This window comes from Brevundimonas sp. 2YAF1, from assembly GCF_052114745.1.
Lineage (GTDB): Bacteria > Pseudomonadota > Alphaproteobacteria > Caulobacterales > Caulobacteraceae > Brevundimonas.
The window spans coordinates 1-25811 of the sequence record NZ_JBFRFI010000006.1; the positions used below are offsets into that span (position 1 = coordinate 1).

General features: G+C 68.5%; 27 protein-coding genes and 1 riboswitch. Of the genes, 19 read left to right on the forward strand and 8 right to left on the reverse strand.

Features of this window, described 5'->3' with window-relative positions:
* The first annotated feature begins 321 nt into the window (after window positions 1–321).
* From AB4Y68_RS09360 to AB4Y68_RS09380, 5 genes are all read left to right on the forward strand, one after another.
* Window positions 322–645, forward strand: coding sequence for an SDR family oxidoreductase (locus AB4Y68_RS09360; protein ID WP_441455300.1), 324 nt, complete (start codon window positions 322–324; stop codon window positions 643–645).
* A 33-nt stretch (window positions 646–678) separates the two neighbouring features.
* The gene (locus tag AB4Y68_RS09365) at window positions 679–1428 is read left to right on the forward strand and encodes an SDR family NAD(P)-dependent oxidoreductase (protein WP_441455302.1); all 750 of its coding nucleotides are present in this window, start codon (window positions 679–681) and stop codon (window positions 1426–1428) included.
* A 281-nt stretch (window positions 1429–1709) separates the two neighbouring features.
* Window positions 1710–2750, forward strand: a complete 1041-nt coding sequence (dusA, locus tag AB4Y68_RS09370) for a tRNA dihydrouridine(20/20a) synthase DusA (protein ID WP_441455303.1) — start codon at window positions 1710–1712, stop codon at window positions 2748–2750.
* A gap of 232 nt (window positions 2751–2982) precedes the next feature.
* On the forward strand, window positions 2983–3807 hold the full coding sequence (locus AB4Y68_RS09375; RefSeq protein WP_441455304.1) for a sulfite exporter TauE/SafE family protein: 825 nt from the start codon (window positions 2983–2985) through the stop codon (window positions 3805–3807).
* Between the two features lie 91 nt (window positions 3808–3898).
* The gene (locus AB4Y68_RS09380) at window positions 3899–5719 is read left to right on the forward strand and encodes a methyl-accepting chemotaxis protein (RefSeq protein ID WP_441455305.1); all 1821 of its coding nucleotides are present in this window, start codon (window positions 3899–3901) and stop codon (window positions 5717–5719) included.
* Between the two features lie 156 nt (window positions 5720–5875).
* Here the strand turns inward: AB4Y68_RS09380 and metB are convergent, their stop codons facing one another.
* Window positions 5876–7054, reverse strand: coding sequence for a cystathionine gamma-synthase (metB, locus tag AB4Y68_RS09385; RefSeq protein WP_441455306.1), 1179 nt, complete (start codon window positions 7052–7054; stop codon window positions 5876–5878).
* Entirely contained in the window at window positions 7051–8118 is a 1068-nt protein-coding gene (metX, locus tag AB4Y68_RS09390) for a homoserine O-succinyltransferase MetX (RefSeq protein WP_441455307.1), read from the reverse strand. The genes metB and metX overlap by 4 nt, the downstream gene beginning before the upstream one ends.
* A gap of 79 nt (window positions 8119–8197) precedes the next feature.
* A riboswitch (SAM riboswitch) is annotated at window positions 8198–8323 on the reverse strand.
* Between the two features lie 446 nt (window positions 8324–8769).
* Here metX and AB4Y68_RS09395 point away from each other — a divergent pair.
* Together AB4Y68_RS09395 and AB4Y68_RS09400 are read left to right on the forward strand one after the other, a co-directional pair.
* Window positions 8770–10503: an amino acid kinase family protein gene (locus AB4Y68_RS09395; RefSeq protein WP_441455308.1), complete on the forward strand. Its 1734-nt coding sequence runs from the start codon at window positions 8770–8772 to the stop codon at window positions 10501–10503.
* A 2-nt stretch (window positions 10504–10505) separates the two neighbouring features.
* The gene (locus AB4Y68_RS09400; protein ID WP_441455310.1) at window positions 10506–11468 is read left to right on the forward strand and encodes a homoserine kinase; all 963 of its coding nucleotides are present in this window, start codon (window positions 10506–10508) and stop codon (window positions 11466–11468) included.
* A 62-nt stretch (window positions 11469–11530) separates the two neighbouring features.
* Here AB4Y68_RS09400 and AB4Y68_RS09405 read toward each other — a convergent pair whose 3' ends face one another.
* Window positions 11531–11860, reverse strand: a complete 330-nt coding sequence (locus tag AB4Y68_RS09405; protein WP_441455311.1) for a hypothetical protein — start codon at window positions 11858–11860, stop codon at window positions 11531–11533.
* A gap of 190 nt (window positions 11861–12050) precedes the next feature.
* On the opposite strand from AB4Y68_RS09405, the gene AB4Y68_RS09410 reads away from it, so the two are divergent.
* Entirely contained in the window at window positions 12051–13001 is a 951-nt protein-coding gene (locus AB4Y68_RS09410) for a DUF5996 family protein (RefSeq protein ID WP_441455313.1), read from the forward strand.
* Window positions 13002–13177: 176 nt separating this feature from the next.
* Here the strand turns inward: AB4Y68_RS09410 and thrC are convergent, their stop codons facing one another.
* Window positions 13178–14566 (reverse strand): threonine synthase, encoded by a 1389-nt coding sequence (gene thrC / locus AB4Y68_RS09415; protein WP_441455314.1) that lies wholly within the window; start codon window positions 14564–14566, stop codon window positions 13178–13180.
* 154 nt (window positions 14567–14720) lie between these two features.
* Here thrC and AB4Y68_RS09420 point away from each other — a divergent pair, with 154 nt between their 5' ends.
* Window positions 14721–15665, forward strand: coding sequence for an aspartyl protease family protein (locus AB4Y68_RS09420; protein WP_441455315.1), 945 nt, complete (start codon window positions 14721–14723; stop codon window positions 15663–15665).
* A 3-nt stretch (window positions 15666–15668) separates the two neighbouring features.
* Here the strand turns inward: AB4Y68_RS09420 and ypfJ are convergent, their stop codons facing one another.
* From ypfJ to erpA, 3 genes are all read right to left on the reverse strand, one after another.
* A complete protein-coding gene (gene ypfJ, locus AB4Y68_RS09425) occupies window positions 15669–16520 on the reverse strand; it encodes a KPN_02809 family neutral zinc metallopeptidase (protein WP_441455316.1) in 852 nt (283 codons plus the stop codon).
* 81 nt (window positions 16521–16601) lie between these two features.
* On the reverse strand, window positions 16602–16991 hold the full coding sequence (locus AB4Y68_RS09430) for a hypothetical protein (protein WP_441455317.1): 390 nt from the start codon (window positions 16989–16991) through the stop codon (window positions 16602–16604).
* A gap of 223 nt (window positions 16992–17214) precedes the next feature.
* The gene (gene erpA, locus AB4Y68_RS09435) at window positions 17215–17556 is read right to left on the reverse strand and encodes an iron-sulfur cluster insertion protein ErpA (RefSeq protein WP_441455612.1); all 342 of its coding nucleotides are present in this window, start codon (window positions 17554–17556) and stop codon (window positions 17215–17217) included.
* A gap of 115 nt (window positions 17557–17671) precedes the next feature.
* Between erpA and AB4Y68_RS09440 the strand changes: the two genes are divergently transcribed.
* The 10 genes from AB4Y68_RS09440 to AB4Y68_RS09485 all read left to right on the forward strand — a co-directional run bounded on the left by AB4Y68_RS09440 (window position 17672) and on the right by AB4Y68_RS09485 (window position 25192).
* Window positions 17672–18859 (forward strand): deoxyguanosinetriphosphate triphosphohydrolase, encoded by a 1188-nt coding sequence (locus AB4Y68_RS09440; protein ID WP_441455318.1) that lies wholly within the window; start codon window positions 17672–17674, stop codon window positions 18857–18859.
* Between the two features lie 80 nt (window positions 18860–18939).
* Window positions 18940–19731, forward strand: a complete 792-nt coding sequence (locus AB4Y68_RS09445) for an SPOR domain-containing protein (RefSeq protein ID WP_441455319.1) — start codon at window positions 18940–18942, stop codon at window positions 19729–19731.
* A gap of 11 nt (window positions 19732–19742) precedes the next feature.
* Entirely contained in the window at window positions 19743–20792 is a 1050-nt protein-coding gene (nagZ, locus tag AB4Y68_RS09450) for a beta-N-acetylhexosaminidase (protein WP_441455320.1), read from the forward strand.
* 2 nt (window positions 20793–20794) lie between these two features.
* A complete protein-coding gene (locus tag AB4Y68_RS09455) occupies window positions 20795–21622 on the forward strand; it encodes a segregation and condensation protein A (protein ID WP_441455321.1) in 828 nt (275 codons plus the stop codon).
* Window positions 21619–22284 carry an SMC-Scp complex subunit ScpB gene (scpB, locus tag AB4Y68_RS09460; RefSeq protein ID WP_441455323.1) on the forward strand — a complete coding sequence of 222 codons (666 nt, stop codon included), beginning with the start codon at window positions 21619–21621 and terminating at the stop codon, window positions 22282–22284. Before AB4Y68_RS09455 ends, scpB begins: the two co-directional genes overlap by 4 nt.
* A 214-nt stretch (window positions 22285–22498) precedes the next feature.
* Entirely contained in the window at window positions 22499–22861 is a 363-nt protein-coding gene (locus tag AB4Y68_RS09465; RefSeq protein WP_441455324.1) for an AtpZ/AtpI family protein, read from the forward strand.
* A 50-nt stretch (window positions 22862–22911) separates the two neighbouring features.
* The gene (locus tag AB4Y68_RS09470) at window positions 22912–23676 is read left to right on the forward strand and encodes a F0F1 ATP synthase subunit A (protein ID WP_441455326.1); all 765 of its coding nucleotides are present in this window, start codon (window positions 22912–22914) and stop codon (window positions 23674–23676) included.
* 58 nt (window positions 23677–23734) lie between these two features.
* Window positions 23735–23959 carry a F0F1 ATP synthase subunit C gene (locus AB4Y68_RS09475; protein WP_441455328.1) on the forward strand — a complete coding sequence of 75 codons (225 nt, stop codon included), beginning with the start codon at window positions 23735–23737 and terminating at the stop codon, window positions 23957–23959.
* An 83-nt stretch (window positions 23960–24042) separates the two neighbouring features.
* Window positions 24043–24675: a F0F1 ATP synthase subunit B family protein gene (locus AB4Y68_RS09480; protein ID WP_441455329.1), complete on the forward strand. Its 633-nt coding sequence runs from the start codon at window positions 24043–24045 to the stop codon at window positions 24673–24675.
* A gap of 1 nt (window position 24676) precedes the next feature.
* Window positions 24677–25192, forward strand: coding sequence for a F0F1 ATP synthase subunit B (locus AB4Y68_RS09485; RefSeq protein ID WP_441455330.1), 516 nt, complete (start codon window positions 24677–24679; stop codon window positions 25190–25192).
* A gap of 76 nt (window positions 25193–25268) precedes the next feature.
* On the opposite strand, the gene AB4Y68_RS09490 is transcribed toward AB4Y68_RS09485, so the two are convergent.
* Window positions 25269–25739, reverse strand: coding sequence for a DUF6789 family protein (locus tag AB4Y68_RS09490; RefSeq protein WP_441455332.1), 471 nt, complete (start codon window positions 25737–25739; stop codon window positions 25269–25271).
* Between the last annotated feature and the right edge of the window lie 72 nt (window positions 25740–25811).

Below are 25811 nucleotides of genomic sequence, written 5' to 3' on the forward strand. Positions count from 1 at the left end.
ATAGAACTCATCGACTCGCCCGCCTTCCAGCGATCCCAGATTTCAGCCCGCTGGGCCGCCGAGTAATAGATCCGCCGCCGCTGCTTCATCGCCCACGCTCCATCTCCGAAGAAAAGTTAGCGTGTTGCGTTCACCGGTTGAGCCCACCGCCCCTAACGGACATTCTGAACATCCGGTTTTACCACGGGGTTAGTGTGACGCTTGCGGTCAGGCGTGGCGCAGCCATTTGATCGGAACGTCGGCCCGTGTGAACAGGGTTTCTGCGGTACCGATCTTCATAACTTATTGAAATATATCAATAAAATACGACAAATAGACTCAATGGCGTTGCAGAATCCGGTCGTGCCCTATCACGACTACACCGCCGCCAAGGCCGCCTTGCTCAGCCTGACGCGGACGGCGGCGGGCGACCTGGGCCCGTCGGGGATCACGGTCAACATGGTCTCGGGCGGGCTGCTGCGGACCACGGACGCCAGCGCGGCGACGCCGGATGCGGTGTTCGACCTGATCGCCGGGATGACGCCGTTGCGCTCGGTCACCACGCCGCAGGAGTTCGCCGACGCCATCCTGTTCTTCGCCTCGCCGTGGAGCCGGGCGGTGACGGGCCAGAATCTGGTGGTCGACGGCGGTCTGGTCAGGGATTAAGCGTCCTCGAAATATCTGACACGCGGAGCGGACATGAGCGGCACGATTCTGATCACCGGCGCCACGGCGGGCATCGGTCAGGCGGCGGCGCGCCGCTTTGTCGGCGCCGGCTGGAAGGTGATCGCCACCGGCCGTCGTCAGGAGCGGCTGGACGCCCTGGTGGCCGAACTGGGCGCGGACAAGGTTCACGCCGCCGCCTTCGACATGCGCGACGAGGCCGCCATCGACGCGGCGCTGGACGCCCTGCCCGAAGGCTTCCGCGAGATCGACGTGCTGCTGAACAACGCCGGCCTGGCGCTGGGCACGGCCGCGGCCCAGGACGCCGACCTGGATCAGTGGCGTCAGATGATCGACACCAACATCACCGGCCTGGTGACCATCACGCGGCGCCTGTTGCCGCGCCTGATCCAACGCAAGGGCGCCATCCTGAACATCAGTTCGGTGGCGGCGACCTATCCCTACAAGGGCGGCAACGCCTACGGCGGGACCAAGGCCTTCGTGCGCCAGTTCTCGCTGGGGCTGCGTTCGGACCTGCACGGCACGGGGGTGCGCGTCACCTCGATCGAGCCGGGCATGACCGAGACCGAGTTCACCCTGGTCCGCACCGGCGGCGACCAGGGCGCGTCCGACGCCCTCTATGGCGGCGCTCAGCCGATGACCGGCGAGGACATCGCCGAGACCCTGTTCTGGGTCGCGACCCTGCCGCCCCACCTGAACATCAACAGCCTGGAGCTGATGCCGGTCAGCCAGTCCTTCGCCGGCTTCCAGGTCGCGCGCGACTGACAATCGCAGGCATGATGGGACGGTCAGCTCCTACTCTACCCGTCATCCTCGGCCTTGTGCCGAGGATCCAGAGACTCGACGCGGGACGGTCTTTCGACATGACCTGCATGCCTCTGCCTGTCTGGATCCTCGGCACAAGGCCGAGGATGACGCCGGGGGGAGGGCTTCTGCGACCTCCCTTGGGATGACGGCCGTTGGGGGCACGGGCGGGCCAGTCGCCATTCCGGCCCATTGTCTCTATAGGACGCGGCCATCGCCCGAACCGCCGCGCCCTTGAGGTCATGACGCCACATCCGCCGCACAGACTGTCCGTCGCCCCGATGATGGACTGGACCGACCGCAACTGCCGGGCGTTTCACCGCGCCCTGAGCAGCCGGGCGCTGCTCTATACCGAGATGGTGACGGCTCCGGCGGTGATCCACGGCGACCGCGAGCGGCTGCTGGGCTTCGACGCCGTCGAGCATCCGGTGGCGCTGCAACTGGGCGGGTCGGACCCGGCGCAACTGGCCGAGGCGGCGCGGATCGGCGAGGCCTATGGCTATGACGAGATCAACCTGAACGTCGGCTGCCCCTCGGACCGGGTGCAGTCGGGCAAGTTCGGCGCCTGTCTGATGCGCGAGCCGGAACTGGTGGCCGACTGCATGGCGGCGATCAAGGACGCGGTCAGCGTCCCCGCCACCGTCAAATGCCGCATCGGCGTCGATGATCAGGATCCCGAGGTCAGCCTGTTCGCCACGGTCGACGCCTCGGCGGCGGTCGGCATCACCCACTTCGTCGTCCATGCGCGCAAGGCCTGGCTGAAGGGCTTGTCGCCCAAGGAAAACCGCGACGTGCCGCCGCTGGACTACGCTCTGGTGCGGCGTCTGAAGCGCGAGCGGCCGCATCTGACCATCTGCATCAACGGCGGCATCGGCGATCTGGATCAGGCCGAGGCGCACCTCGATGATGCTGACGGCGTGCAGTTGGACGGGGTCATGCTGGGCCGCGCCGCCTATCATGAGCCGGCGCTGCTGGGACAGGTGGACCGGCGGCTGTTCGGGATGGATGTCGAGGACGTCGATCCCTTCGCCGCCATCGAACGCTACAAGCCTTACATGGCCGGGCGGCTGGCCGAGGGCGCGCATCTGGCCGGCATGGCGCGGCATATGCTGGGCCTGATGCACGGCCGGGCTGGGGCGCGCGCCTTCCGCCGCATCCTGACGGTCGAGGGCGTCAAGGCCGGGGCCGGGCTGGAGGTCGTGGACCGCGCGGTCGAGGCCGTGCGCGAAGCCGAGGCGCGGCATAGCCGGTTGGGTGAAGCGGCGTCGGAAGAAGCCGCCTGATCCTTAAGCGCCACCGCATTCTTTCGTCATCCTCCGGCTTGACCGGACGACCCAGCGGCGCCGCAGGCGATCTCTACTGAAAGCGTGGCGGGTGACGGTTTCGCCCTCCAGGCGCCGCTGGGTTCCCCGGTTGGCGCCGCTGCGTTTTGCCGGAGCATGACGAAAGGGGGGCGGGGCGGGTTGACGCTCTTTCCGGGATGACGCTGGCGGGTTGCACCGCTATGCCCAAGCCATGAGCGCCTTGCCCCTTTCCGAAATTCTCATGATGGCCGCCGCCCTGATCGCGGCGGGCGCGCTGGCGGGGGTGATCGGCGGCCTGTTCGGGGTCGGCGGCGGGACGGTGCTGGTGCCCGCGCTCTTCTATGCCTTCGCGGTGCTGGGCGTCGGCGGCGAGAGCAATCTGCACGTCGCCATCGGCACCTCGCTGCTGACCATCGTGGCCACCTCGCTGCGATCGCTGGCGACGCACCGGGCCCATGGGGCGGTGGACGAACAGGTGCTGAAGACCTGGACGCCCTGGGTGGCGTTCGGCGGTCTGGTCGGGGCGGCGATCGCGGGCTTCACCTCGATGGAGGGGTTGGCCATCGTCTATGGCGTCTGCCTGCTGTTGATCGCCATGCAGATGGGGTTGCTGCCTGAGCATGTGACCCTGCGCAAAGACTTGCCGACGGGCTGGGGACGGCGCGGGATCGGCACGGGCATCGGCCTGCTGTCGGCCATGATGGGCGTCGGCGGCGGCAGTTTCGGCGGTATGACCATGACCCTGTGCGGACGACCGATCCATCAGGCGGTGGCGACGGCCTCGGGCTTCGGTCTGGCTATCGGGGCGACGGCGGCCCTGGGTTTCGCCGCCTTCGGATGGGACGCGCCGGGCCGTCCGCCGCTGTCGCTGGGTTACGTCAACGTGCCGGCGGCGGTGATCATGGGGCTGCTGACGGCGCTGACCGCCCCCTATGGCGCGCGGCTGGCGCACCGCCTGAACCGCAAGGTGCTGAGAAAGGCCTTCGCCGCTTACCTGTTGCTGACCGCCCTGTCGGTGGTGCTGAAGGCGCTCTGAGCGTTTCTAAGTAGAGTTCCGCTGTCGGACGATAAGGCTTTGGCGAACTGTGCGGCGCAGGAGGAGGGCTTAGTTCCTCCGAGCGTAAAAAATGCTGCAGCATCTGTCGGTTCCCAAGAAGCTCCTCCTGTCCTTCGCCGCCGTGATCGGCGCTTGCGGGATGGCCACCCTGGTGGTGTTGTGGAGCGTGGCGGCGCTGCAACGCGCCGACGCCGCCGACGCGGCTTCGAACGCCATTTTCAAGGGTTCCGATCTGCTCCTGGCTGCAGCGGTCGAGCAACAGAACGCCGTGCGCGGCTATGTCGCCACGCGCGATCAGGAATTCCTGGGCCATTACGAGGAGGCGTCGGGCAAGTTCACGGCGCGTTTGGCGGATCTGGCCTCGCTCGACGCGACGGCCGCCTATCGCGCCGAGCAGGACAAGCTGAATGCGGCGGGCAAGGCCTTCCGTGAGGACGCGGATCGCGAGATCGCCCTGGCGCGAGACCCGGCGACCCATGCCCAGGCTCTGTCCGGCCTCAAGCAGGCGGTGCGCCTGTTCGACGTTCGCGCCGCCATATCGGCCATCCAGGAGAAGGAAGCCGTATTGGCCGCCCAGCGGCAAAAGGCCAAGACCCTCGCTTTCGAAGAGGCCTACTGGAGCTTCGCGATCGGCGGCGCGCTGGCGCTGGTCATCGCGCTGGGGGCGGTGGCCTGGCTGATCGGCGCCCTGAGCCGTCCGGTCGAGGCGATGACCCGCGCCATGAGCCGGCTGGCTTCGGGCGACCTGAACATCGACATCCCGGCGGTCGGCCGTCGCGACGAGATCGGCCATATGGCGGACGCCGTCCTGACCTTCAAGCAGAACGCCGAGGAGAAGGTGCGGCTGGAAGCCGAGGCCGAGGTCCAGCGCGCCGCCGCCGAACAGGCCCGCGTGTCCCAGGCCGAGCGTGAGGCAGAAGCGGCCCGCCAGCAGGCCCAGGTCGTCGACGGTCTCGCCGCCGGTCTGGATCGCCTGTCGAGCGGCGAACTGGCCTTCCGTCTGAACACGAGCTTTGCGCCTCAATACGAACAGCTGCGCGCCGACTTCAACGGGGCGATGGCCAGGCTGCAGGACACGATGCGCGGCATCGTCGACCGTTCCAGCGCCATCGGCGCCAGCGCCCATGAGATCAGCCAGGCGTCGGACGACCTGTCGCGCCGCACCGAGCAGCAGGCCGCCTCGCTGGAGGAAACCGCCGCCGCTCTGGAGCAGATCACCGCCACCGTCGCCCGCTCGGCCGAGGGCGCCGTCGAGGCGGGCGGCGTCGTGGACGGAGCTCACGAGGAGGCGGTCAAGGGCCAGGCCGTGGTCGGCCGCGCCATCGCCGCCATGGGCGAGATCGAACGCTCCTCGAACGAGATCGGCAACATCATCGGCGTGATCGACGAGATCGCCTTCCAGACCAACTTGCTGGCCCTGAACGCCGGGGTCGAGGCGGCGCGCGCGGGCGACGCCGGGCGTGGCTTCGCCGTCGTGGCCTCGGAAGTGCGGGCCCTGGCCCAGCGTTCGGCCGCGGCCGCCAAGGCGATCAAGACCCTGATTTCGGCGTCCAGCCGCCAGGTGGGCGAAGGCGTGCAACTGGTCAGCGACACCGGCGAGGCGTTGAAGCGGATCGGCGGCCAGATCGAACGGGTGACGGCCATCGCCGGCGAGATCGTCGCCTCTTCGCAGGAACAGTCCAGCGGCCTGCAACAGGTCAATATCGCCGTGGCCCAGATGGATCAGGTCACCCAGCAGAACGCCGCCATGGTCGAGGAATCGACCGCCGCCAGCCATTCCCTGGCCCAGGACGCCCGCGAACTGGACCGGATGATGGGGGAGTTTTCGCTGGACGACGCCGCGATGGACGCGCGTGGTCAGCAGCAGCGGTTGGCGCGCGCGGTGGGTTAAGGTCCACTTTCCTCCCCATTTTATGGGGAGGGGGACCACGAAGTGGTGGAGAGGGCGATGCAAACGTCAGCCGTGGAGTCGCCCCCTCCGTCACGTCGCCTTCGGCGCCGCGCCACCTCCCCATCGCTGCGCGACAGGGAGGAAAGCGCCTAAGCGTCAGGCTGCGGCGCGCAGCACCAAGGCGTCCAGCGCCTGGGTCAGGTCGGCCAGGATGTCGTCCTGGTGCTCAAGCCCGACCGACAGGCGGATCAGGCCATCGGTGATGCCGGCGACGACACGCGCTTCGGGCGTCATGGCGGCGTGGGTCATGGTGGCCGGGTGGGCGATCAGGCTTTCGACGCCGCCCAGCGACTCGGCCAGGGTGAAGATGTCCAGGCCCTCGATAAGGTCGCGCACGGCCTCGGTCCCGCCGTTCAGTTCGAAGCTGAGCATGGCGCCCGGCCCCGACTGTTGGCGCGCCGCCAGGGCGTGGCCGGGGTGGGATTTCAGGCCCGGATAGTGGACGGCCTTGACCGCCGGATGCTGCTCCAGAGCGGCGGCGACCAGACCGGCGGTGGTCTGCTGGCGCTCGATGCGGGTGAACAGGGTGCGGATGCCGCGCAGGGTCAGATAGGCGTCGAACGGAGACCCCGTGACGCCCAGGCAGTTGGCCCACCAGGCCAGTTGCTCGAAGTCGGCCGGATCCGCCGCGATCACGGCGCCGCCGACCACGTCGGAATGGCCGTTGATATATTTGGTGGTCGAGTGGACGACGATGTCGGCGCCCAACTCCAGCGGCCGTTGCAGCGCCGGCGACAGGAAGGTGTTGTCGCAGACCACCTTGGCCCCCACGGCGTGGGCGCGACGACAGACGTCGGCCACGTCCACCACGCGCAGCAGGGGGTTGGACGGGGTCTCGATCAGAACCAGTTTGGCGCCGTCGGCCAGGGCCGCGTCCAGGGCTTCGCCGTCGTTCTGATCGATGAAGGCGACGCGGAAATGGCCCTTCTTCGCCCGGGCGGTCAGCAGGCGGTGGGTGCCGCCGTAGCAGTCGTGCGGCGCGATCAGCAGCTCGCCGGGGTTGAGCAGGCTCAGCGGCAGATCGACGGCGGCCATGCCGGTGGCGGTGACGACGCAGCCGGCGCCGCCTTCCAGCTCGGCCAGGGTCTCGGCCAGGACGTCGCGGGTCGGATTGCCCGAGCGCGAGTAGTCGTATTTCCGCTTCTGGTCGAAGCCGGCGAAGGAATAGTTGGACGACAGGTACAGCGGCGGCATGACCGCGCCATGAGCCGTGTCCGTATCCACGCCCGAGCGGGCGGCGATGGTGCGGGGATCGGCGGGGCGGGCGCGGCTCATTGGTCGATGTCCTTCAGTACGGAAGTCAGGATGTCAGCGACCAGAACGTCTTCCTTGAGGAAGGCGTCGTGGCCGTAGAGGGAGGGAGATTCCACGAAGCGCCAGAGGTTGGGCAGGCGCGCGGCCAGCTCCCTCATGTCGTCGATGGGGCAGAGGCGGTCGCTGGTGAAGCCGACCAGGGTGACGGGGGCGCTGATGGCCTCGGGCTCGACCCGGTGGCGGTCGAGGGAGTCCGACAGGGTCAGCCAGCGCGAGGGGGTGGTGCGGTCGCGATAGGCCCGGCCGCGAGATTGCAGGTAGTCGCAGACGGGGTAGGCCTGACCCGCGTGGCTGGGGGCCTCGGAATCGAAGCGCTCGCCGAACTCGTCGGGGGTGCGATAGGTGGTCATGGCCAGTTCGCGCGCCAGGCCGACGGCCTGATCCACGCGGCCCGTCTCCAGGCCCAACTGCAGGATGCGGCGCTGGATCCCGCGCCAGGCCGTCGCCAGCGGGTGAGGGCGGTGGGCGGCCGACACCACCACCAGCTGCTCGGCCCAGTCGGGGAAGAGCTCGCCGAAGGCCAGGGCGATCATGCCGCCGTAGGAACAGCCGATGAAGGCCGCGACCTTCTCCACGCCGAGATGGTCCAGCAGCAGGGCCAGCAGCCGCGCCTGGTCCTGGGTGGTGATGGTCAGCGGCGGCTTGGCGTCCTTGGCGTCGGGACCGAAATCGGGCGCGAAATCAAAGGCGAGAACGCGGAAACGGTTCAGGTCGATGGGCGCGCGGACGCCCACGGCGCCGGACCACCAACCCAGGCCCTTGGTCTCTGTGCGGTGGACATAGCGGTCGGCGGAGATGCCGCCGGCCACGACGATCAGCGGGGCGTTGGCCCGGCCGTGCAGACGGCCGACGATCTGCTTCTGGTTCAGCGTCCCGCCAAAATCCAGCAGGAAGCCGTCGGGGATCGGGACGACGACGTCATGAGCGCCGTCGCGCTGAAGCAACTCGGACGGACGACGCGCGGATGCGGCCCGACAGGCGGGGTCTTCGGCGGGGGCGATGGGGTCGATCAGGGCCAGGGTCATGGATCTCGTCACTCAGCAAAACGGCCCACCGAGGAACCCATGCAGTGACAGATCGTGGAGCGTCGCCTCGTCGATGCTCCACTCATCTCTCGCAGCCCCCAAGACAAGTCTCGAGAACCCCGCAGGAGTTGGCACCGTTTCGGGCGGAACCCGATGGTTGCCCCGGCGTCAAAGGGCCTAATCCCTCAGCCGGTCTTGATGAGTGACCTTACGTTGCGGTTGCGAAGGGCGCCGGTCAAGCGGAAAAATTCACCTCATTTCGTTCTTCATTGGCATAAGGTTGGTGAAATACCGCATTTGTAGCCGCATCGAGCAAAAAATGTTCTTATCGGGGTTGACGCGGTGCGGGGTGGTGGATCACCCTGAGGAACGATTTTCAACCGGACGCCGCCTGTGCTTGACCGCCTCGCCCTCTCGCAGACCACCCGCCTCGCCGCTTCGGCGACGGGCCTCGTCGCGTCCGTGATTACGACCACCGGTACCACCACCACCATGCCCTTGCGGGCGGGGACCGGATGATGCGCGCCGCCTAGGCGAGAAACGCAAAAACCGATCACCCCGCCCGGACCCCCGGGCGGGTTTTTTTATGGCCCGAACCTCACCGCCGACCGCCTCGCCATCCTCCCCGATCCAGACTCCAGGACCTCCCCGATGCCCGCTTCCGCCCTCGCCCTCGTCGCCGATAAAGAGAAACCGCAGGCGGCCTTCGCCGCCGAAGTCGCGGTGCTGAAATTCGGCTCCTCGGTCCTGCGCAACGCCGCCGAGGCGCCCGCCGTGGCCTCGGAAATCTACGGCCATGTCCGCGCTGGGCGCAAAGTGGTGGCGGTGGTCTCGGCCCTGTCCGGGCACACCGACCGGCTGCTGGCCGACGCCCGCTCGCTGGGTCTGGATCACGAGAACGAGCTTCTGCCCGCCTATGTCGTGCTGGGCGAGGAGAAGGCGGCGGCCCTGGTCGCCATCGCCTGCGACCGGGTGGGGCTGGACGCGGTGGGTCTGTCGGTGCGGGAACTGGGCATCGTCGTCGAAGGCCCGGCGCAGCACGCCCGTCCCGTCAGCCTGAAGGGCGCGCGGCTGCATGAGGCGCTGGCCGAGCACGAGGTGGTGGTGGTGCCTGGCTTCGGCGGCGTGCGGGCGAACGGTCGGGTGGCCCTGCTGGGCCGGGGCGGGTCGGACCTGACGGCGGTGGTTCTGGCCGCCGAGCTGGGGCTGGACCGGGTGCGTCTGGTGAAGGACGTGGATGGCCTCTACGATCGCGATCCGGCCTCGGAGACGGGCACGCCGCTGCGCTATCGCCGCGCCAGTTGGGAGACGGCGCGCCGTCTGGGCGGGGCCCTGGTTCAGCATGACGCCATCGATCTGGGCGAGCAGCGCGGGGTCGAGATCGAGGTCGCCGCCCTGGGCCGCGCCGAAGGCACGGTGGTCGGCGAGCGCGGCGCGCCTCCCGGCCCGGTGCAATCGAACGCGCCGCTGCGCGTGGCTTTGGCCGGCTGCGGCGTCGTCGGCGGCGGTCTGCTGAACCGCCTGCTGCCCGACAAGCGCTATGAGGTGGTCGGCGTTCTGGTCCGCGATCCGGGCAAGGCGCGCGACGTCTCGGCGGCCGCCGACCTGTTCTCCAGCGACGTCGAGGCCCTGCTGGCCCAGAAGCCTGATCTGCTGCTGGAAGCCCTGTCCGAGGGCGAGGCCGGTCACGCCCTGATCCGCCGCGCGCTGGAAGCCAGCGTCGACGTGGTCAGCGCCAACAAGCAGGCCGTGGCCCGCGACCCGGCAGGCTTGCAGGCCCTGGCTGCGGCCAACGGCGCTCGCGTCGCCTGGTCGGCCTCGGTCGGCGGCGGCGCGCCGATGATCGAGACCCTGCGCGCCGCCCGCGCCGCCGGTCCCGTCGCCGGGTTCGAGGCGGTGCTGAACGGCACGGTCAACTTCATGCTGCAGCGCCTGGGCGAGGGCGCGGCCTTCGCCGACGCCCTGGCCGACGCCCGCGCGGCGGGCTTTGCGGAAGAAGACCCGTCCTCGGACCTGGAAGGCCACGACGCCGCCGCCAAGGTGAAGCTGCTGTCCTTCGAGGCCTTTGGCCGCGCCCCCGCCGACCTGCCGCGCGACGAGCTGTCGGCGGAAACGCCGCTGGGCGACCAGCCTGTGCGTCAGATCGGCGCCTGCCATGATCGCGACGGCTGTCTGGAGGCCTCGGTCCGGCTTGACGGCGATCTGAAAGACGCGCTCTTCCAGGCGCTGAACGGAGAGCGCAACGCCTTGAAAGTCTATGGTCAGGACGGTCGCGTCTGGACGTGCAAGGGGCGCGGCGCGGGGCGCTGGGCCACGACGGAGAGCGTGCTGGCCGACGTGGCCGACGTGGTGCGCGCCCGTCGCGCGGCGGCGGAGCTGATCTAGATATGGCTGTCTTTACGCCCGTCACGCCGGATCAGGCCGCCGACTATCTCATGCGTTACCCCCTGGGCGATCTGGTCGCGCTGACGCCGATCGCCGAGGGGGTCGAGAACACCAACTACAAGCTGGAGACGACTCAAGGGGCCTATGTCCTGACCCTGTTCGAGGGGCGCACCGACGCGGCTTCTCTGCCCTTCTGCCTCGGCCTGACCCGGCATCTGGCGGCGCGGGGCTTTCCCACGCCGTCGCCGGTGGCGGACCATCAGGGCGAGATCATCGGCCGTCTGAACGGTCGGGCCGCCGCCATCCTCAACTGGGCGCCCGGCGCCTGGAAGCGTCAGCCCTCGGACAAGGAACGGTATCGCGCGGGTCAGGTCCTGGCCCTGCTGCACCTCGACGCCGCCGACTATGCGGCTGAACGCCAGAACCCGGTCGGGCCCGAGGCCTGGGCGGCGCTGGCCGCGCGCTGCGACGGCGCGGCGCGCGGGGGGGATCGCAAGATGCTGGATCAGATCAAGGCCCTGCTGCCGCGTCTGGCCGAGCCGTGGAGCGATCCGGCCCTGCCGCGCGGACCGGTCCACGCCGACTACTTCCCCGACAACGTCCTGTTCGCCACCAACGAACACGGCAAGAGCGACATCGGCGGGGTCATCGACTTCTATTTCGCCTGCAACGACGTGCTGGCTTACGACCTGGCCATCGCCCTCAGCGCCTGGGGCTTCGACACCGAGGGACGGCCGATCCCGTCGGCCCTGCACGCCTTCCAGAAGGGTTATGAATCAGTGCGTCCTCTGACGCCCGCCGAGACCGAGGCCCTTCCGGGATTGGGGGCTGCGGCGGCGGTGCGCTTCACCCTGACCCGCCTGCACGACCGCATCTTCCACGACCCCGCCAACCTGGTCACCCCCAAGGACCCGGCGCCCTTCTTCCGGCGGTTGGACTACTGGCGGGCGGTGGAGGCGGTTTAGTCTGGAAAATGCAAAACAAGGCGGCCTCGGGGCCGCCCTGTTCCATTTAATGTACGGGCTTGTTACCAGTCGTGCGGCAGGTAGGGGCCCATGGGCGAGCAAACCCACATCGGCGTCTTGACCTCATAGCCGGTGGGTAACTGGGGTGTCGTAATCCAGACCCAATCTCCTGATTGAGTGCAGCCATCTGATGCGCTGGCGATCAGATTGGTCAACGCGGCGTCGGAATAAACATCCCGCTGGTAGGCGATCGGATAGCATCCGTCGCGGCCCATGCAGTAGATTCCCTCCCCTGGGACATACTGCTGCACCATGGGCATCGGCGCGGCAGCGCCGACCATCGTAGACATCGTCAGGCCCGCCAAAGCGATGCCCATCACCTTCAAAGACATGGAATTCTCCCTAATAGCCAAGCTGGCGACCGGAAGTAGGCATCGACCCGTGCGCAATTTTAAATAACAATGTTGTGTTATGTTTCGCTGAGGTGTGATCCATCCGCCGGTCGCCCAAGTCGGCGCGGATCCATGCAACGATCTTCTCGCGTCAGACTTCAGGGAAGGGAAACCGGCGAGGACCCTCCTGATGAGGCCGCACGCGAACGCCCAGGTATGGCCCGAATTGTCGGCTGCGTCGCTGTGGCCGACGATGGAGACGCTGCAGTTGTGGGCGCAGGTCGTCGGCAAGGTCAGGCTGTCGCAGACGCCCTGGCTCAACCACGGCTGGCACGTGACGCTGCGGGTGTCGGCGCGGGGGCTGGCGACCGGCCTCATTCCCCATGGCGCGGTCGGTTTCGAGATGGAGTTCGACTTCATTGCCAGTGAACTGGTCATCCGCGTCAGCGACGGGGGCGAGCGCCGGATCGCGCTCAAGCCCAGGGCGGTGGCGGACTTCTATGCGGAGGTCATGGGCGCGCTGGCGACGCTGGGCGTGGCGTGCCGCATTGATCTGACGCCGGACGAGATGGCGGAGGCGACGCCCTTTCCGGCCGACACGCGGCATCGCGAGTATGATGCGGCGGTGGCGCGGGATTACTGGCGCGCCCTGGTGCAGGTCGATCGCGTGTTGAACGGTTTCCGCACCCGGTTCCTGGGCAAGTGCAGCCCGGTGCATCTGTTCTGGGGCGCCTTTGATCTGGCCGTGACGCGGTTCTCGGGACGGCGGGCGCCGCTGCATCCGGGCGGGGTTCCACACCTGCCCGACGCTGTCACGCGCGAAGCCTATTCGCACGAGGTGTCCAGCGCGGGCTTCTGGCCCGGCGATCCGGGGCGGGGGCCGTGCTTCTACGCCTACGCCTATCCCGCGCCGCCGGGATTCGACGCGGCGGCGGTCCAACCGGCTGCGGCGCGCTGGGACGCGGGGCTGGGCGAGTTTCTGCTGCCCTATGAGGCCGTCAGGACCGCAGCCGATCCCGACGCCGTGCTGAGCGCCTTCCTTGAGAGCACCTATGAGGCCGCCGCCGATCTGGGCGGATGGGATCGCGCGGGGCTGGAATGCGCGGAGGGCCGCCCCCGCCACCCCCGCTGGGTGGGGTGACGGCGCAGGTTGGGGCTCACATTCGGCCCGCTTTCTTGCCGTCATCCCCGGCCCTGTGCTGGGGATCCAGAGACTCGAGGGAAGACGAAGGAAACGCCGAGCTCCGATTTCAACTGTCGTGTTTCTGGATTCTCGGCGCAAGGCCGAGAATGACGAACAAAATATAAGCTCCCGACCTAGCCCGCGAACCCTTTCACCGCCGCCAGCGCCGCTTCGGCCGTGTTGTCGATCACGGTCAGACGTTCGGGCCGGTCGCCCAGGGCGCGGATTACGGGAGCGGGTTCGGGTTCGAAGCCCAGCACGTTCGAGACGAAGGCGCCGAACTTGGACGGGTGGGCGGTGGACAGTGCGACGACGGGGCCGTCAGCGCGGTCCAGCTGGCGCGCGGCGGCCAGGGCCACGGCCGTGTGCGGGCAGACGACGCGGCCCCAGGCGGCGTGGGCGTGGGCGATCTCGGCCTGGGTCGTGGCCTCGTCGATGGAGACGGCGGAGACCTCGGCTTTCAGCGCGGCCAGCAGGTCGGCAGGCAGGGTGACGGAGCCGTCGCGAGCGAAGGTCTCGAACACCGCGCGGGTGGCGTCGGCGTCGTGGCCGGAGGCCTCATAGACCAGGCGCTCGAAGTTCGACGGCGCCTGCACGTCCATCGACACGCTGCCGCTCTCGACGGCGGGACGGCGGGCATAGACGCCCTCGTTGATGGCGCGGGCCAGGGCGTCGTTCTGATTGACGGCGGCGACGAAGCCGTTGACCGGCAGGCCCATCTTCTTTGCGGCGATGCCGGCGAAGGCGTCGCCGAAATTGCCGGTCGGGACGACGAAGGTCGCCGCCTGACCCAGCTGGGCCGTGGCCGAGATATAGTAGGGGATCTGTCCCGCCAGTCGGCCCCAGTTGATCGAATTGACCGACGACAGGCGGCGGCCTTCGCGCAGGGATTCCTCGGCCAGCAGACCCTTCACCAGACGCTGGCAGTCGTCGAAGTCGCCGCGCACGGCCAGGTTCAGGACGTTGTCCGCCTGCACCGTCGTCATCTGCTTGCGCTGCACCGGCGAGACGCGGTCCAGCGGGTGCAGCACCACCAGGTTGATGCGTTCGGCGCCCGCGAAGGCGCGCACGGCGGCGGCGCCAGTGTCGCCGCTGGTGGCGGTCAGCAGGGTCAGCTTTTGGCCCGTCGCGGCCAAAGCCTCGTCCGACAGGGCGGCGACCAACTGCATCGCCAGATCCTTGAAGGCGGCAGTCGGGCCGTGGAACAGCTCCAGCACGAACAGGCCGGGCTCCAGCTCGACCAGGGGCGTCACCGCGGGATGGTCGAAGCCCTGGATCAGGCGGTCCAGCGCGCGGTCGAGCGCGCCTGCAGGAAGGGCGTCGCCGATGAAGGGGGAAATCGCCTCCCTCGCCATCTCGGCATAGGTCCGTCCGGGCCGCGCCGCGTCGGCGGGCAGGGTGGGCCAGGCCTGCGGCATGTAGAGGCCGCCGTCGGGGGCGATGCCGCGCAGCAGGGCGTCGGCGAAACTGGTCGGGGCGGCGTCGCCGCGCGTCGAAAGGTAGCGGTCGGGGGAGGAGGTCATGACGGGTCGTTTCTAGCCGTAGGGCGGCGCTTCGTCATGATTATTTTGCGTCTGCGAAGGCGATTTTGGGGTTTTGCGCAACAAGATGACGGCGGGATGCAAGAAGCGGCGCCGGGGCTGGCGCAACGTCGCGGTCCGGTCCATGTCAGGGGCGATGAGACGCCGTTCCTTTCTGATCCGCGCGGGCGCCGCCGCGGCCGCTGTCGGCGGCGGCCTGTGGCTCAAGGACCATGTGATCTGGCGTCGGCCCAAGCTGGGATTCCCTGAGGGCGGGACCAGCGGCTGGCTGCCGTTCGTGGTGAATGACGCCGCCACGCCGACCGTGCGGGCGCGGATCGCCGGGCGCGAGGTGACAGCCCTGATCGACAGCGGCGCCCAGTATTCGGTGATCGACCGAGGGCTGGTGGAGGCCCTGGGCCTGACGACCTTCTTCGACATGCCGCTGGTGGCCTATGGCGTCGGGGGCCAGCCTCAGGTCGGGCGCGGGGTGACGCTGGACGTGACGGTCGGGGCCATGCGGATCGGCGCCCTGCGCACCGCCATCCTCGACCTGGGGCCGCTGGCGGCGGCGGCGGGGCTGGGCGCGTCGTTGGTCCTGGGTCAGGACGTTTTGGGCGAGGCGGTGCTGGATCTGGATATGAAGCGCCGCCGCGTCCGCCTGGCCGATCCGGCGGCTCATATCGTACCGCCCGCCCTGCGTCCCGTTCCGGTCAGGCGGACGGGAACGGCCCTGACGGCCGAGGTGACGGTCGAGGGGGCGGTGATCCGCGCCGTGGTCGACACCGGGTTTTCATCTCTGATCGCCCTGAGCCAGGGCGCAGCCGAGGCGGCGGGCCTGCTGGACGGCCGGCCCGAGACGGCGGGCTCCAGCATCGTCCTGGGCGGGGTGGCTCCGGCGCGGGTGATCGAGGCGAAAACCGTCACCTTCGGCGACGACCTGTGGCGGTTCGTGCCGACGCCGGTCTTCAGCGACGGACCTTTGCCCCATGCGCCCGACGCCCTGCTGGGCGTGGCCGCCTTCGCGGATCGCGAAGCGGTGCTCGACCTCGGGCGCGGGCGTCTGCACGTCTCGTCCCAGATGGACCTGACGGTGGGGTAGACGTCAAAGCCCCTTGAAGGTGTCGCAGGCCGCCGGGTCGCCGGTCTGATAGCCGCGTTGCAGCCACTCGACCCGCTGGGCCGAAGAGCCGTGGGTGAAGCTTTCGGGCGAGACGCGGCCGCCGCCGCGACGTTGCAGCGCATCATCGCCGATGGCCTGGGCGGTCTTCATGCCTTCTTCCAGATCGCCGGGCTCCAGCGCCACCTGACCGTTGGACACGGCGGCGGCGTTCTTGGCCCAGACGCCGGCGTAGCAGTCGGCCTGAAGCTCCAGCGCGACCGAATACTTGTTGCCCTCGGCGCGGCTGCTGGCCTGCTGCTGGGCGCGCTGCACCTGCTGGCTGGCGCCGGTCAGGTTTTGCACGTGGTGGCCGAATTCGTGGGCGATGACATAGGCCTTGGCGAAGTCGGCGCCCGAGGCCCCCAGCTTGGTCTCCATCTCACGCCAGAAGCCGAGGTCCAGATAAACCTTCTGGTCGTTGGGGCAGTAGAAGGGGCCCATGGCCGACTGGCCCATGCCGCAGCCGGTCTGGGTGCCCTGTTCGTAGAGGACCGTCGTGGGCGGGGTGTAGCCGCGCAGCTTGGTCTTCCACACGTCGTTGATGTTGGAGCCGATGACCTCGACGAACTGGCCCGCCTGATCCCCGGGCGAACCGAGCTTGCCGGCCTGTTCGGACTGGCTGGCGCCGCCGAACTGGCTGGCGACCTGCTGGGTGGTGTTGGGATCGATGCCGAAGACGAAATAGCCGATGGCCGCCAGCACCAGAACGCCGATGCCGCCGCCCGCCACGGCCCCGCCGCCCATGCCGCGCCGGTCCTCGATGCCGCCGCCGCGCCGTCCGCCCTGCCAACGCATGATGTCGTCTCCGCCCTGAACCGATGCCCGAAACTAGGTCGAAACGTCGGGGGGCGGGAAGAGATGCAATCGTGACGGAGATCAGTTCGGGCGTCGATCCAGCCAGGCGTCGATCTCGGTGACGCCGCGCACCATCTGATCGCGGCGCGCGTCCTGAGCCTCGCGCGCCAGCCGTTCTTCTTCGGGCGAACGGACATAGGCGATGGGCGGGGTCAGGGGCGGCGTCGGTTGGCGCGCGGCCTGAAGCTGCAGGATCGTCAGCTGCGCCTGCAATCGCTGCTGCTGGGCCAAGGCCTCGCGCTCGGCGGCCTGATTGCGCAGACGCTCCATCTCGATCCGATGCTGGTCGGCGATGGCCGAGCCGGGGTCATATCCGGGGGGCGGCGGACCCGGCCAACCGGGCCAAATCTGGGCGTTCGCCGCCAGAGGCAGGGCGGCCAGCAGCACGGTCATGAGGAACAGGCGGCGCATGATCAAAACATGGGCGCCCGGTCGTCCCGCGCCAAACGGGGTCGTTAACCGACAGGGGGGGCGAGCCCAGTTGTTCCTTGATTTCACTCGTCATTCTTGGCCTTGTGCCGAGAATCCAGATACGCGGCCTGTCAGGGTGGAATGCCGTGGCCCCTATCGAGGTCGAGTCTCTGGATCCCCGGGACAAACCCGGGGATGACGGAAAAAGAAACGCTGGAAGGACCTAGATCGAAAAGCTGACGCCGCAGCCGCAGCTGGAGGAGGCGTTGGGGTTGCGCACCACGAACTGCGCGCCGGCCAGTTCGTCGACAAAGGCGATCTCGGACCCCTTGAGGAAGGGGATCGAGACGGGGTCGACCAGCGCCGCCTGACCGTCGCGGCGGATGACCAGATCATCGGCCTCGGCCGCATCGACCAGTTCCAGACGATACTGGAAGCCCGAGCAGCCGCCGCCGTCGACGGCGACGCGCAGCATGACCGGCTTGCCCTCGGTCGCGGCCAGCTTGGCCAGACGCTTGGCCGCGCTTTCGGCCAAGACGATGCCTTCCGGCGCGCGGGCCGAAATGGAAAGCGACAGGTCGCGGACTGATTCTGTGGATTGGACGGTGCTCACGGCTCCCTATATGAGGAGCGGACAGGCATTCGCAAAGGCCTGCGCTGCAATAGAAGTGCTGTCCGCCTTGAGCCAGACCCGCGCGTCCTTCGCCGAAGACCCCGCCGCCAGCCGCGGCCGCCATGTCTTCGAGCCCGCCAGCCGCACCCGCACTCCCTTCGCGCGCGACCGCGACCGCATCATTCACGCCACCGCCTTCCGCCGCCTGAAGGAGAAGACCCAGGTCTTCGTGGCGCACGAGGGCGACCACTATCGCACCCGTCTGACCCACAGTCTGGAAGTGGCGCAGATCGCCCGGTCCCTGGCCCATGCCCTGCGGCTGGACGACGATCTGGCCGAGACCATCGCCCTGGCCCACGATCTGGGGCACCCGCCGTTTGCCCATGCGGGCGAGGACGAGCTGCAGGCCCAGATGGCCGACTACGGCGGCTTTGATCACAACGTCCAGAGCTTCCGCGTCATCACGGAGCTGGAAGTCCGCTATCCGAAATTCCTCGGTCTGAACCTGAGCTGGGAAACGGTCGAGGGCGTCATCAAGCACAACGGCCCGGTGATGCATCACCTGGACGAACCCGCGTGGAAGACGGTCGCGGCCTATGCGCCCGGCGGGGCGGCGGACTGGGACCTGCGGCTCGACACCTTCGCCTCGCTGGAGGCCCAGTGCGCGGCCATCGCCGACGACATCGCCTATAACAACCACGACGTGGACGACGGGGTGCAGGCGGGCCTGTTCACCCTGGCCGATCTGGCCGACGTGCCGCTGATCGGGCCGTGCCTGGCCGGGGTGCGCCGCGACTGGCCCGCGCTGGACGACCGCATGGTGCGTCTGGAGGCCGTGCGCCGCATGATCGGCATCATGGTCGACGACGTCCTGGCCGAAACTGAGCGCCGGCTGGCCGCGCACAATATCGTCGTCGTCGAGGACGTGCGCCGCGCGCCGCAGATGATGGTGCAGTTCTCGCCGGGCATGCTGGCGGATCTCGGCGTGCTGCGCCGCTTCCTGTTCGAGCGGATGTATCGCCACTACCGCGTCAACCGCACCCGCAGCCAGGCGCGCCGCGTCCTGTCGCAGCTGTTCCAGCTGTTCATGGCCGAGCCCGAGGTCATGCCGCCCGAATGGTCGGGGCCGGCGTCGTCGGACGACCCGGTCAAGCGGGCGCGGGCGGTGTGCGACTATATCGCCGGCATGACCGACCGCTACGCCATCGAGGTGCATGGCAAGCTGTTCAGTCTCGACCTGGCGCTTGATCTGTGATTCGAAAGCGGCCACGGGCGGGCTAGACTGACTACTTCCCCGCGCCGATTCGCGCGGGGCCGATCCAGAAAGCGCGACCCATGTCCTACGACGACGATCACCGAGGCAATCCCAACGCCGGCCGCGAGCGGGGGGCCTATACGCCGCCCACCGACGACGACCTGCCGTTCGAGCGTCGCAGCTATGATCCCCGTCGCGCACCGGCCGCCAAGTCGCCGCCGATCACCCTGATCATCAGCGCCGTGGTGCTGCTGCTGCTGATCGTGGCCGTGGTGGTCTTCTATCGCTCGGGCGTGCGCTCTTCGACCGACGCCCCGCCCGCCGTGGGCACGCCCGTCGAAAGCATGAAGGTCGAGGCGCCGCTGGACGCCCAGCCGATCGACCCGGAAGCCGGCGTGCGCGTCTATCGCGACGGCGGCGAGGCCGTCGGCGCCGCCCCCACCTTCACCCCCGGTCCCGAAGCCGTCGAGCCGCGCCCCGCGCCGGCTCCCATCGCCCCGCCGGTCGCCGCCACCGCCCTGCCGCCCGCAGCGCCCGCCGTGGTTGCGCCCGCGCCGGTCGCCCCGGCCAAGCCTGTGACCCCTGCCGTCAAGGCCCCGGCGACTCCCGCTCCGAGCGCCCCCGCCGCTGGTGGTTCGTCGGGCGTGCAGATCGGCGCCTTCTCGTCGACCGCCATCGCCGACCGTGAATACGCCGCCGTCGCCTCGCGCTTCGGTTCGTTCGCCTCGGGCGCTGAAAAGCGCGTGCAGGAAGTCACCGCCGCCAACGGCTCGACCGTCTATCGCACCACCTTCACCGGCATGAGCCGCGAGCGCGCCGTCGCCTTCTGCAACGCGCTGAAGGCCGCCGGCCGCGACTGCATCGTCCGCTAGGGCCTGACTGCATGACCTCCGCCGCCATCTACGGCTGTTCCGGCCATAAGCTGACGGCGGAGGAGCGCGCCTTCTTCGCCGAAGTCCGCCCCTGGGGCTTCATCCTGTTCCGGCGCAACGTGGACAGCCCCGATCAGGTCAAGGCCCTGGTGGCCGAGCTGCGCGACAGCATCGGCCGCGACGACGCGCCGGTCCTGATCGACCAGGAGGGCGGCCGGGTGCAGCGCCTCGGCCCGCCGCACTGGTCCAAGTATCCGCCGGGCGCCGCCTATCTTCAGGCGACAGGAAACGCGGCGGCGGCGCGCGAACTGGTGCGTCTGGGGGCGCGGCTGATCGCCCACGACCTGCGCGAACTGGGCATCACCGTGGACTGCGTGCCGGTGCTGGACGTGCCGGTGCCGGGCGCTCACGACATCATCGGCGACCGGGCCTACGCCCAGGACCCCGCCACCGTGGCCCAGCTGGGCCGGGCGGCGGCCGAGGGGCTTCTGGCGGGCGGCGTCCTGCCCATCATCAAGCATATCCCCGGCCACGGCCGCGCCTTCTCGGACAGCCACCACGACCTGCCGGTGGTCGAGACTGATCTGGCGATGCTGGACGCCTGGGACTTCGCTCCGTTCAAGGCCCTGTCGGACATGCCGATGGCGATGACGGCCCACGTCGTCTTCACCGCCGTCGACGCCAAGCGCCCGGCCACGACCTCCAAGAAGGGCATCCGCCTGATGCGCGAGCATCTGGGGTTCTCGGGCCTGATCATGTCCGACGACCTGTCGATGAAGGCCCTGTCGGGCACGCTGACCGAGCGCGCCGAACAGTCGCTTAAAGCGGGCTGCGACGTCATCCTGCACTGCAACGGCGACCTCGGCGAAATGCGTCAGGCAGCCGAGGGGACTGGCAAGCTGAAGGGCGAGGCCAAACGCCGCGCCGAGGCTGCGCTCAGCCGCATCGTCCACACGCCCGAGCCGCTGGATGTGGCCGAGGCCCGCGCCCGGCTGGAGGCGGCCCTGAGCGGTCGTTTCGAAGCCGCCAAGGGGCCGGATGTCGGCGAGGCCCAGGCCTAAAGATGGATCAGGCGTTCCAGCCCAATCTGGACTTCGCCGCCGTTGACGACGCTGACGCCGCCGAGGCCTTCGTCGTTGATCTGGAGGGCTATGAAGGGCCGCTGCACGTCCTGCTGGCGCTGGCGCGCACGCAGAAGGTGGACCTGCTGAAGCTGTCCATCACCAGGCTGGCGGAACAGTATCTGGCCTTCGTTCACGAGGCGCGGCGGCGCAACTTCGCCATGGCCGCCGACTACCTGGTGATGGCGTCCTGGCTGGCCTATCTGAAGTCGCGCCTGCTGCTGCCGCGCACCGAAAAAGGCAAGGCGGAGGAACCGCCGGCCGAGGAGATGGCCGCCGCGCTCGCGTTTCGCCTGCAAAAGCTGGAGGCTATGCGCCGCTCGGTCGAGGCCATCACCAGCCGCCCGCAGCTGAAGCGCGATGTCTTCACGCGCGGCGACCCGGAAGCCACCGTCATCATCCCGTCGGACCGCGTGGACGCCAGCCTCTATGAGCTGATGGCGGCCTATGTCGCCCAGCGTCGGCGCGAGGAGCGCCGCAACTATGCGCCCGGCCAGCGGGTCGAGGCCTTCCAGCTGGAGGCCGCGCGCGACTGGCTGCGGTCCATGATGCCGCGTCTGGCTGACTGGACGCCGTTGGATCAGGTGGCGCCCGCGCGCGAGGACAGCGAAGGCGAGGGGCCGAGCCAGGCCAGCTATACCGCTTCGACCCTGTCGGCCAGTCTGGAGCTGGTGAAGGAGGGGGCGATGGACGTGCGCCAGGCCGAGGCCTTCGCCGACCTCTTCCTCAAGCGCCGGGGCTTGGGCCAACCCCTGGAGCTGACGCCGTGAGCCTGACCTTCATCCCCGACGACGCCGAGATCGAGCGCCGGGTCGAGGCGCTGTTGTTCGCCGCCGCCGCGCCGCTGTCGGCGGCCGAGATCGCGCGTCGTCTGCCCGAGGGCGCCGACGCGGGGCGGGCCATCGCGGCCCTGCGCCAACGTTATCAGGGACGCGGCGTCGAGTTGGAATGCGTCGCCGATCGCTGGCGTTTCCGCACCGCCGCCGACCTGGGCTTCCTGATGACCGAGGAGCGCGAGGAGCCGCGTCGTCTGTCCAAGGCGGCGCTGGAGACCCTGGCCATCATCGCCTACCACCAGCCCTGCACCCGCGCCGAGATCGAGAGCGTGCGCGGCGTCTCCCTGTCCAAGGGGACGCTGGACCTGCTGCTGGAGATGGACTTCGTGCGGCTGCGCGGGCGTCGCCGCACGCCGGGGCGGCCCGTCACCTACGCCACGACCGACCGCTTCCTCGAGCATTTCAGCCTGGCCAGCCTCTATGACCTGCCTGGCGTGCAGGAGATGAAGGCGGCGGGGCTGCTGGACCTGTCGATTCCTGTCGGCTTCGAGGTGCCCGATCCCACGCGCAGCGGCGAGTCGGAAGGCGAGGACCTGCTGACCGCCCTCGACGACGGCGCGCCCGAATTCGCCCAGGACTTCGTCAACGAGGACTAGTTTTTAGGGACCTGCGACGCCTTGGCGCGGTCAGGGGCCCGTCGCCGACAGCGACGCATCGCCACGCCCTCGCCGCAATGAGTAAGAAAATCTGATATTCCAATACCTTGTGCACTCCGTTCCGTGCCTTGACCTTCGGCCCCCTCGGCTATAGGTTCCGCGCCGAATTCAGACCTGCCCTGGCGTCCCTGCCGGGGTGCTGAGCGCACAGGCCATGTCCCCAACGATGGAATCGCGCGAAGAGGCGATCAAACGCCTCAACGAGCAGGCCGACTCGCTCAAGGCACGGGCCACGCCGACGCCTCCCGACTATGGGGCGAACGCGGCGGGCTACGGCTATCGCCTGATGGGCGAGATGATCGGCGGCCTGGCTGTCGGTCTGGGTCTGGGGTGGGGTTTCGATCTTCTGGTCGGGACCATGCCTTGGGGAATTATCGCCGGAACCCTGATCGGTTTCGGTCTATCGATCTGGCTGGCGGTTCGTTCGGCCCGAAAAATGAGTGCGATCGCGTTGAAGGAACTGGGGCCTCCCCAGGATCTGACCGACGACGAGGTCGAGGACGAGCGGGATTTTTGACCAAACTGTCGTACGGCGGTTTGGCCTTTTGACTTAGGAGACCGGGCGGCATGGCCGATCCGATGCACCAGTTCCAGATCAGCAAGGTTGTTGATCTTCCGGCCGTCAACGTGCCCGGCCTCGGCATGGTTGATCTGTCGATCACCAACTCGACGCTGGCCATGATGGTCGCCGCCGTGCTGATTACCCTGTTCTTCACCGCCGTGACGGCCAAGCCAAAGCTGGTGCCTGGTCGACTGCAGGTGGTGGGCGAGGGGGCGTTCGCCTTCATCGACGATCTCGCGGTCTCGATCATGGGTGAACAGGGCCGCGCCTTCTTCCCCTTCATCCTGACGCTGTTCGTCTTCATTCTGTCGCTGAACCTGCTGGGCATGCTCACCGTCTTCACCGCGACGTCGCAGGTCGCCGTGACCGCCACCTTCGCCATGCTGACCATCCTGCTGGTCATCGGCGTCGGTTTCGCCAAGAACGGCATCAAGTTCTTCAAGCTGTTCGCCCCGACGGGCGTGCCGTGGTACCTGCTGCTGCTGGTTTCGCCGATCGAGTTCATCTCCTTCCTGCTGCGTCCGGTGTCGCTGGCCCTTCGTCTGTTCGGCAACATGCTGGGCGGTCACGTGGCGATGAAGGTCTTCGCCGGCTTCGTGGTGACGCTGGGCGGCATCGGCCTGATCGGCATCCCCGGCGCGGTCCTGGCCATGGGCGGCGTGGTCGCCCTGACAGCGCTGGAGTTCCTCGTCGCCTTCCTGCAAGCTTTCGTTTTCGCCGTTCTGACCACCGTGTATCTGAACGACGTCGTGCATCTGGATCAGCACTAAGCGCTGGGCCAGCCCGCCAACCCTTTCTTTCAATCCATCCCAACGAGGAACTAAAGTTATGGATGCTGAAGCAGCAAAATACATCGGCGCCGGTCTCGCTACCCTCGGCATGATCGGTTCGGCCCTCGGCGTCGGTCTGATCTTCTCGGGCTTCCTGCAAGGCGCCACGCGTAACCCTTCGGCCGCTCCCGGCCAGTTCACCAACCTGATCCTGGGCGCCGCCCTGGCTGAAGCACTGGGCATCTTCGCCTTCGTGATCGGCCTGCTCTGCCTGTTCAGCTAAGTCGAACTGAATATCTGGGCGGCGGCGCGGTCTTCACGACCGTTCCGCCGCTCGCGTCTTTCTGAGATCACCGGATAGAGCCCATGGCCGCCCCTATCGCGAGCGTCGCCTCGCAAGACCCGACCCAGCCTGCGCCGACCGTCACCGTCCAGAACGGTGAGATCGCGCCCGTGGCCGCCCCCGAGGCGACCCATCAGGCCGAAGTCGCCCACGGCGACGCCCATGGCTCCGGCGGTCTGCCGCAGCTGGAGATGCAGCACTGGGCTGGTCAGATCGTCTGGCTGCTGCTGATCTTCGCCGTTCTCTACATTCTGCTGTCGAAGGTCTTCCTGCCGCGTCTGCGTGCCGTTCGTGACGAACGCGCCGGGACGATCGCCGGCGCCGTCGACGCCGCCCGTCAGGTGCAGGCCGAGGCCGCCACCCAGGCGGACGCCGCCAAGGCCGACGTCGCCAAGGCCCGCGCCGACGCCCGCGCCACCGCCGCCGCCGCCAAGGCTCGCGTGACCGAAGAGGCCCACGCCCGTCAGGCCGCTGAGGAAGCCGTCGTCAACGCCCGCATCGCCGAGGCCGAGACCGCCATCGGCAAGACCCGCGACGCGGCCATGGCCAATGTCTCGACCATCGCCTCCGACACCGCCCGCGCCATGGTCGAGCGTCTGACCGGCAAGGCCGCCACGGCCGCCGAAGCCGACGCCGCCGTCAAGGGAGCCGCCTGACATGCCCGCCTTCTTCAATCCTGAGTTCTGGGATCTCTCGAACGCCGAGTTCTGGGTCGCCGTCGGTCTGGTGATCTTCCTGGGCATCCTGGTTCTGGCCAAGGTGCCGGGCGCCATGGCCAAGGCCCTGGACGCGCAAGGCGCCAAGATTCAATCGGAACTGGACGAGGCCGCCCGCCTGCGCGCCGAAGCCGAAGCCATGCTGGCCCAGATCCGTCTGGAAAAGGCTGAAGCCGAAGCTCAGGCCGCTGACATGCTGGCCGCCGCCGAAGCCGACGCTCGCCGTCTGGAGGCCGAAGCCAAGGTTCGTCTGGAAGAGGGTCTGGCCCGTCGTCAGGCTCTGGCCGAACGCCGCATCGCCCAAGCCGAGGCTCAGGCCACGATCGAGGTCAAGGCCGCTGCCGCCGACCTGGCGGCCAAGGCGGCTCAGGACATCCTGGCCGCTCGTCTGGCCGGGGCCAAGGGCGACGCCCTGATCGACGCCGCCATCAGCCAGATCGGCGTCAAGCTGAACTGACCGCTGTCATAGCGACAAACACATCAGGCCCCGCCGGCGACGGCGGGGCCTTTTGCGTTTCAGCGGTTCGCCTCGATCAGTGAGCCGGTGCGCCGTGGATGAAGCCGGCGGCGCGCTTCTCGCGGGCCAGCAGCCGGGCGAAGACGTTGCCCATCACGCCGCCGAAGATCATGTGCGTGATCAGCATCCAGCCGAAGGTGCCGAAGCCGGCGCTTCCGGTGAAGGTGCGCGGGTCGCCCATCATGGTGATGATCAGCATCATCGCCACCCAGGCCGCCACGGCGAACAGGATGCCCCTGGTCTCTGGCGTCTTGGTTGGCAGCCGGTCGTAGATGACCGCGAAAAGCGGCCCCAGGATCAGCGATCCGATGACGAAGTGGATGGCCCAACCGGCCGCCAGATTGCCCGGCATGCCGAACATCTTGGCGACGACCTCGGGGAACGGGTCGAAGACCTTGGCGAACAACAGGTTCACCAACTCGAGAATGGAAACCGCGACGGTCGCAATGAAGCCGGCGACGATTCCCTGTTTTACGCGTGACATCATGAGAAAAGCGCCTCCCAACGCTATCTGTCTTTTGACTACGCGAGGGGAGCATACGCCGTTCATCGCCGACCG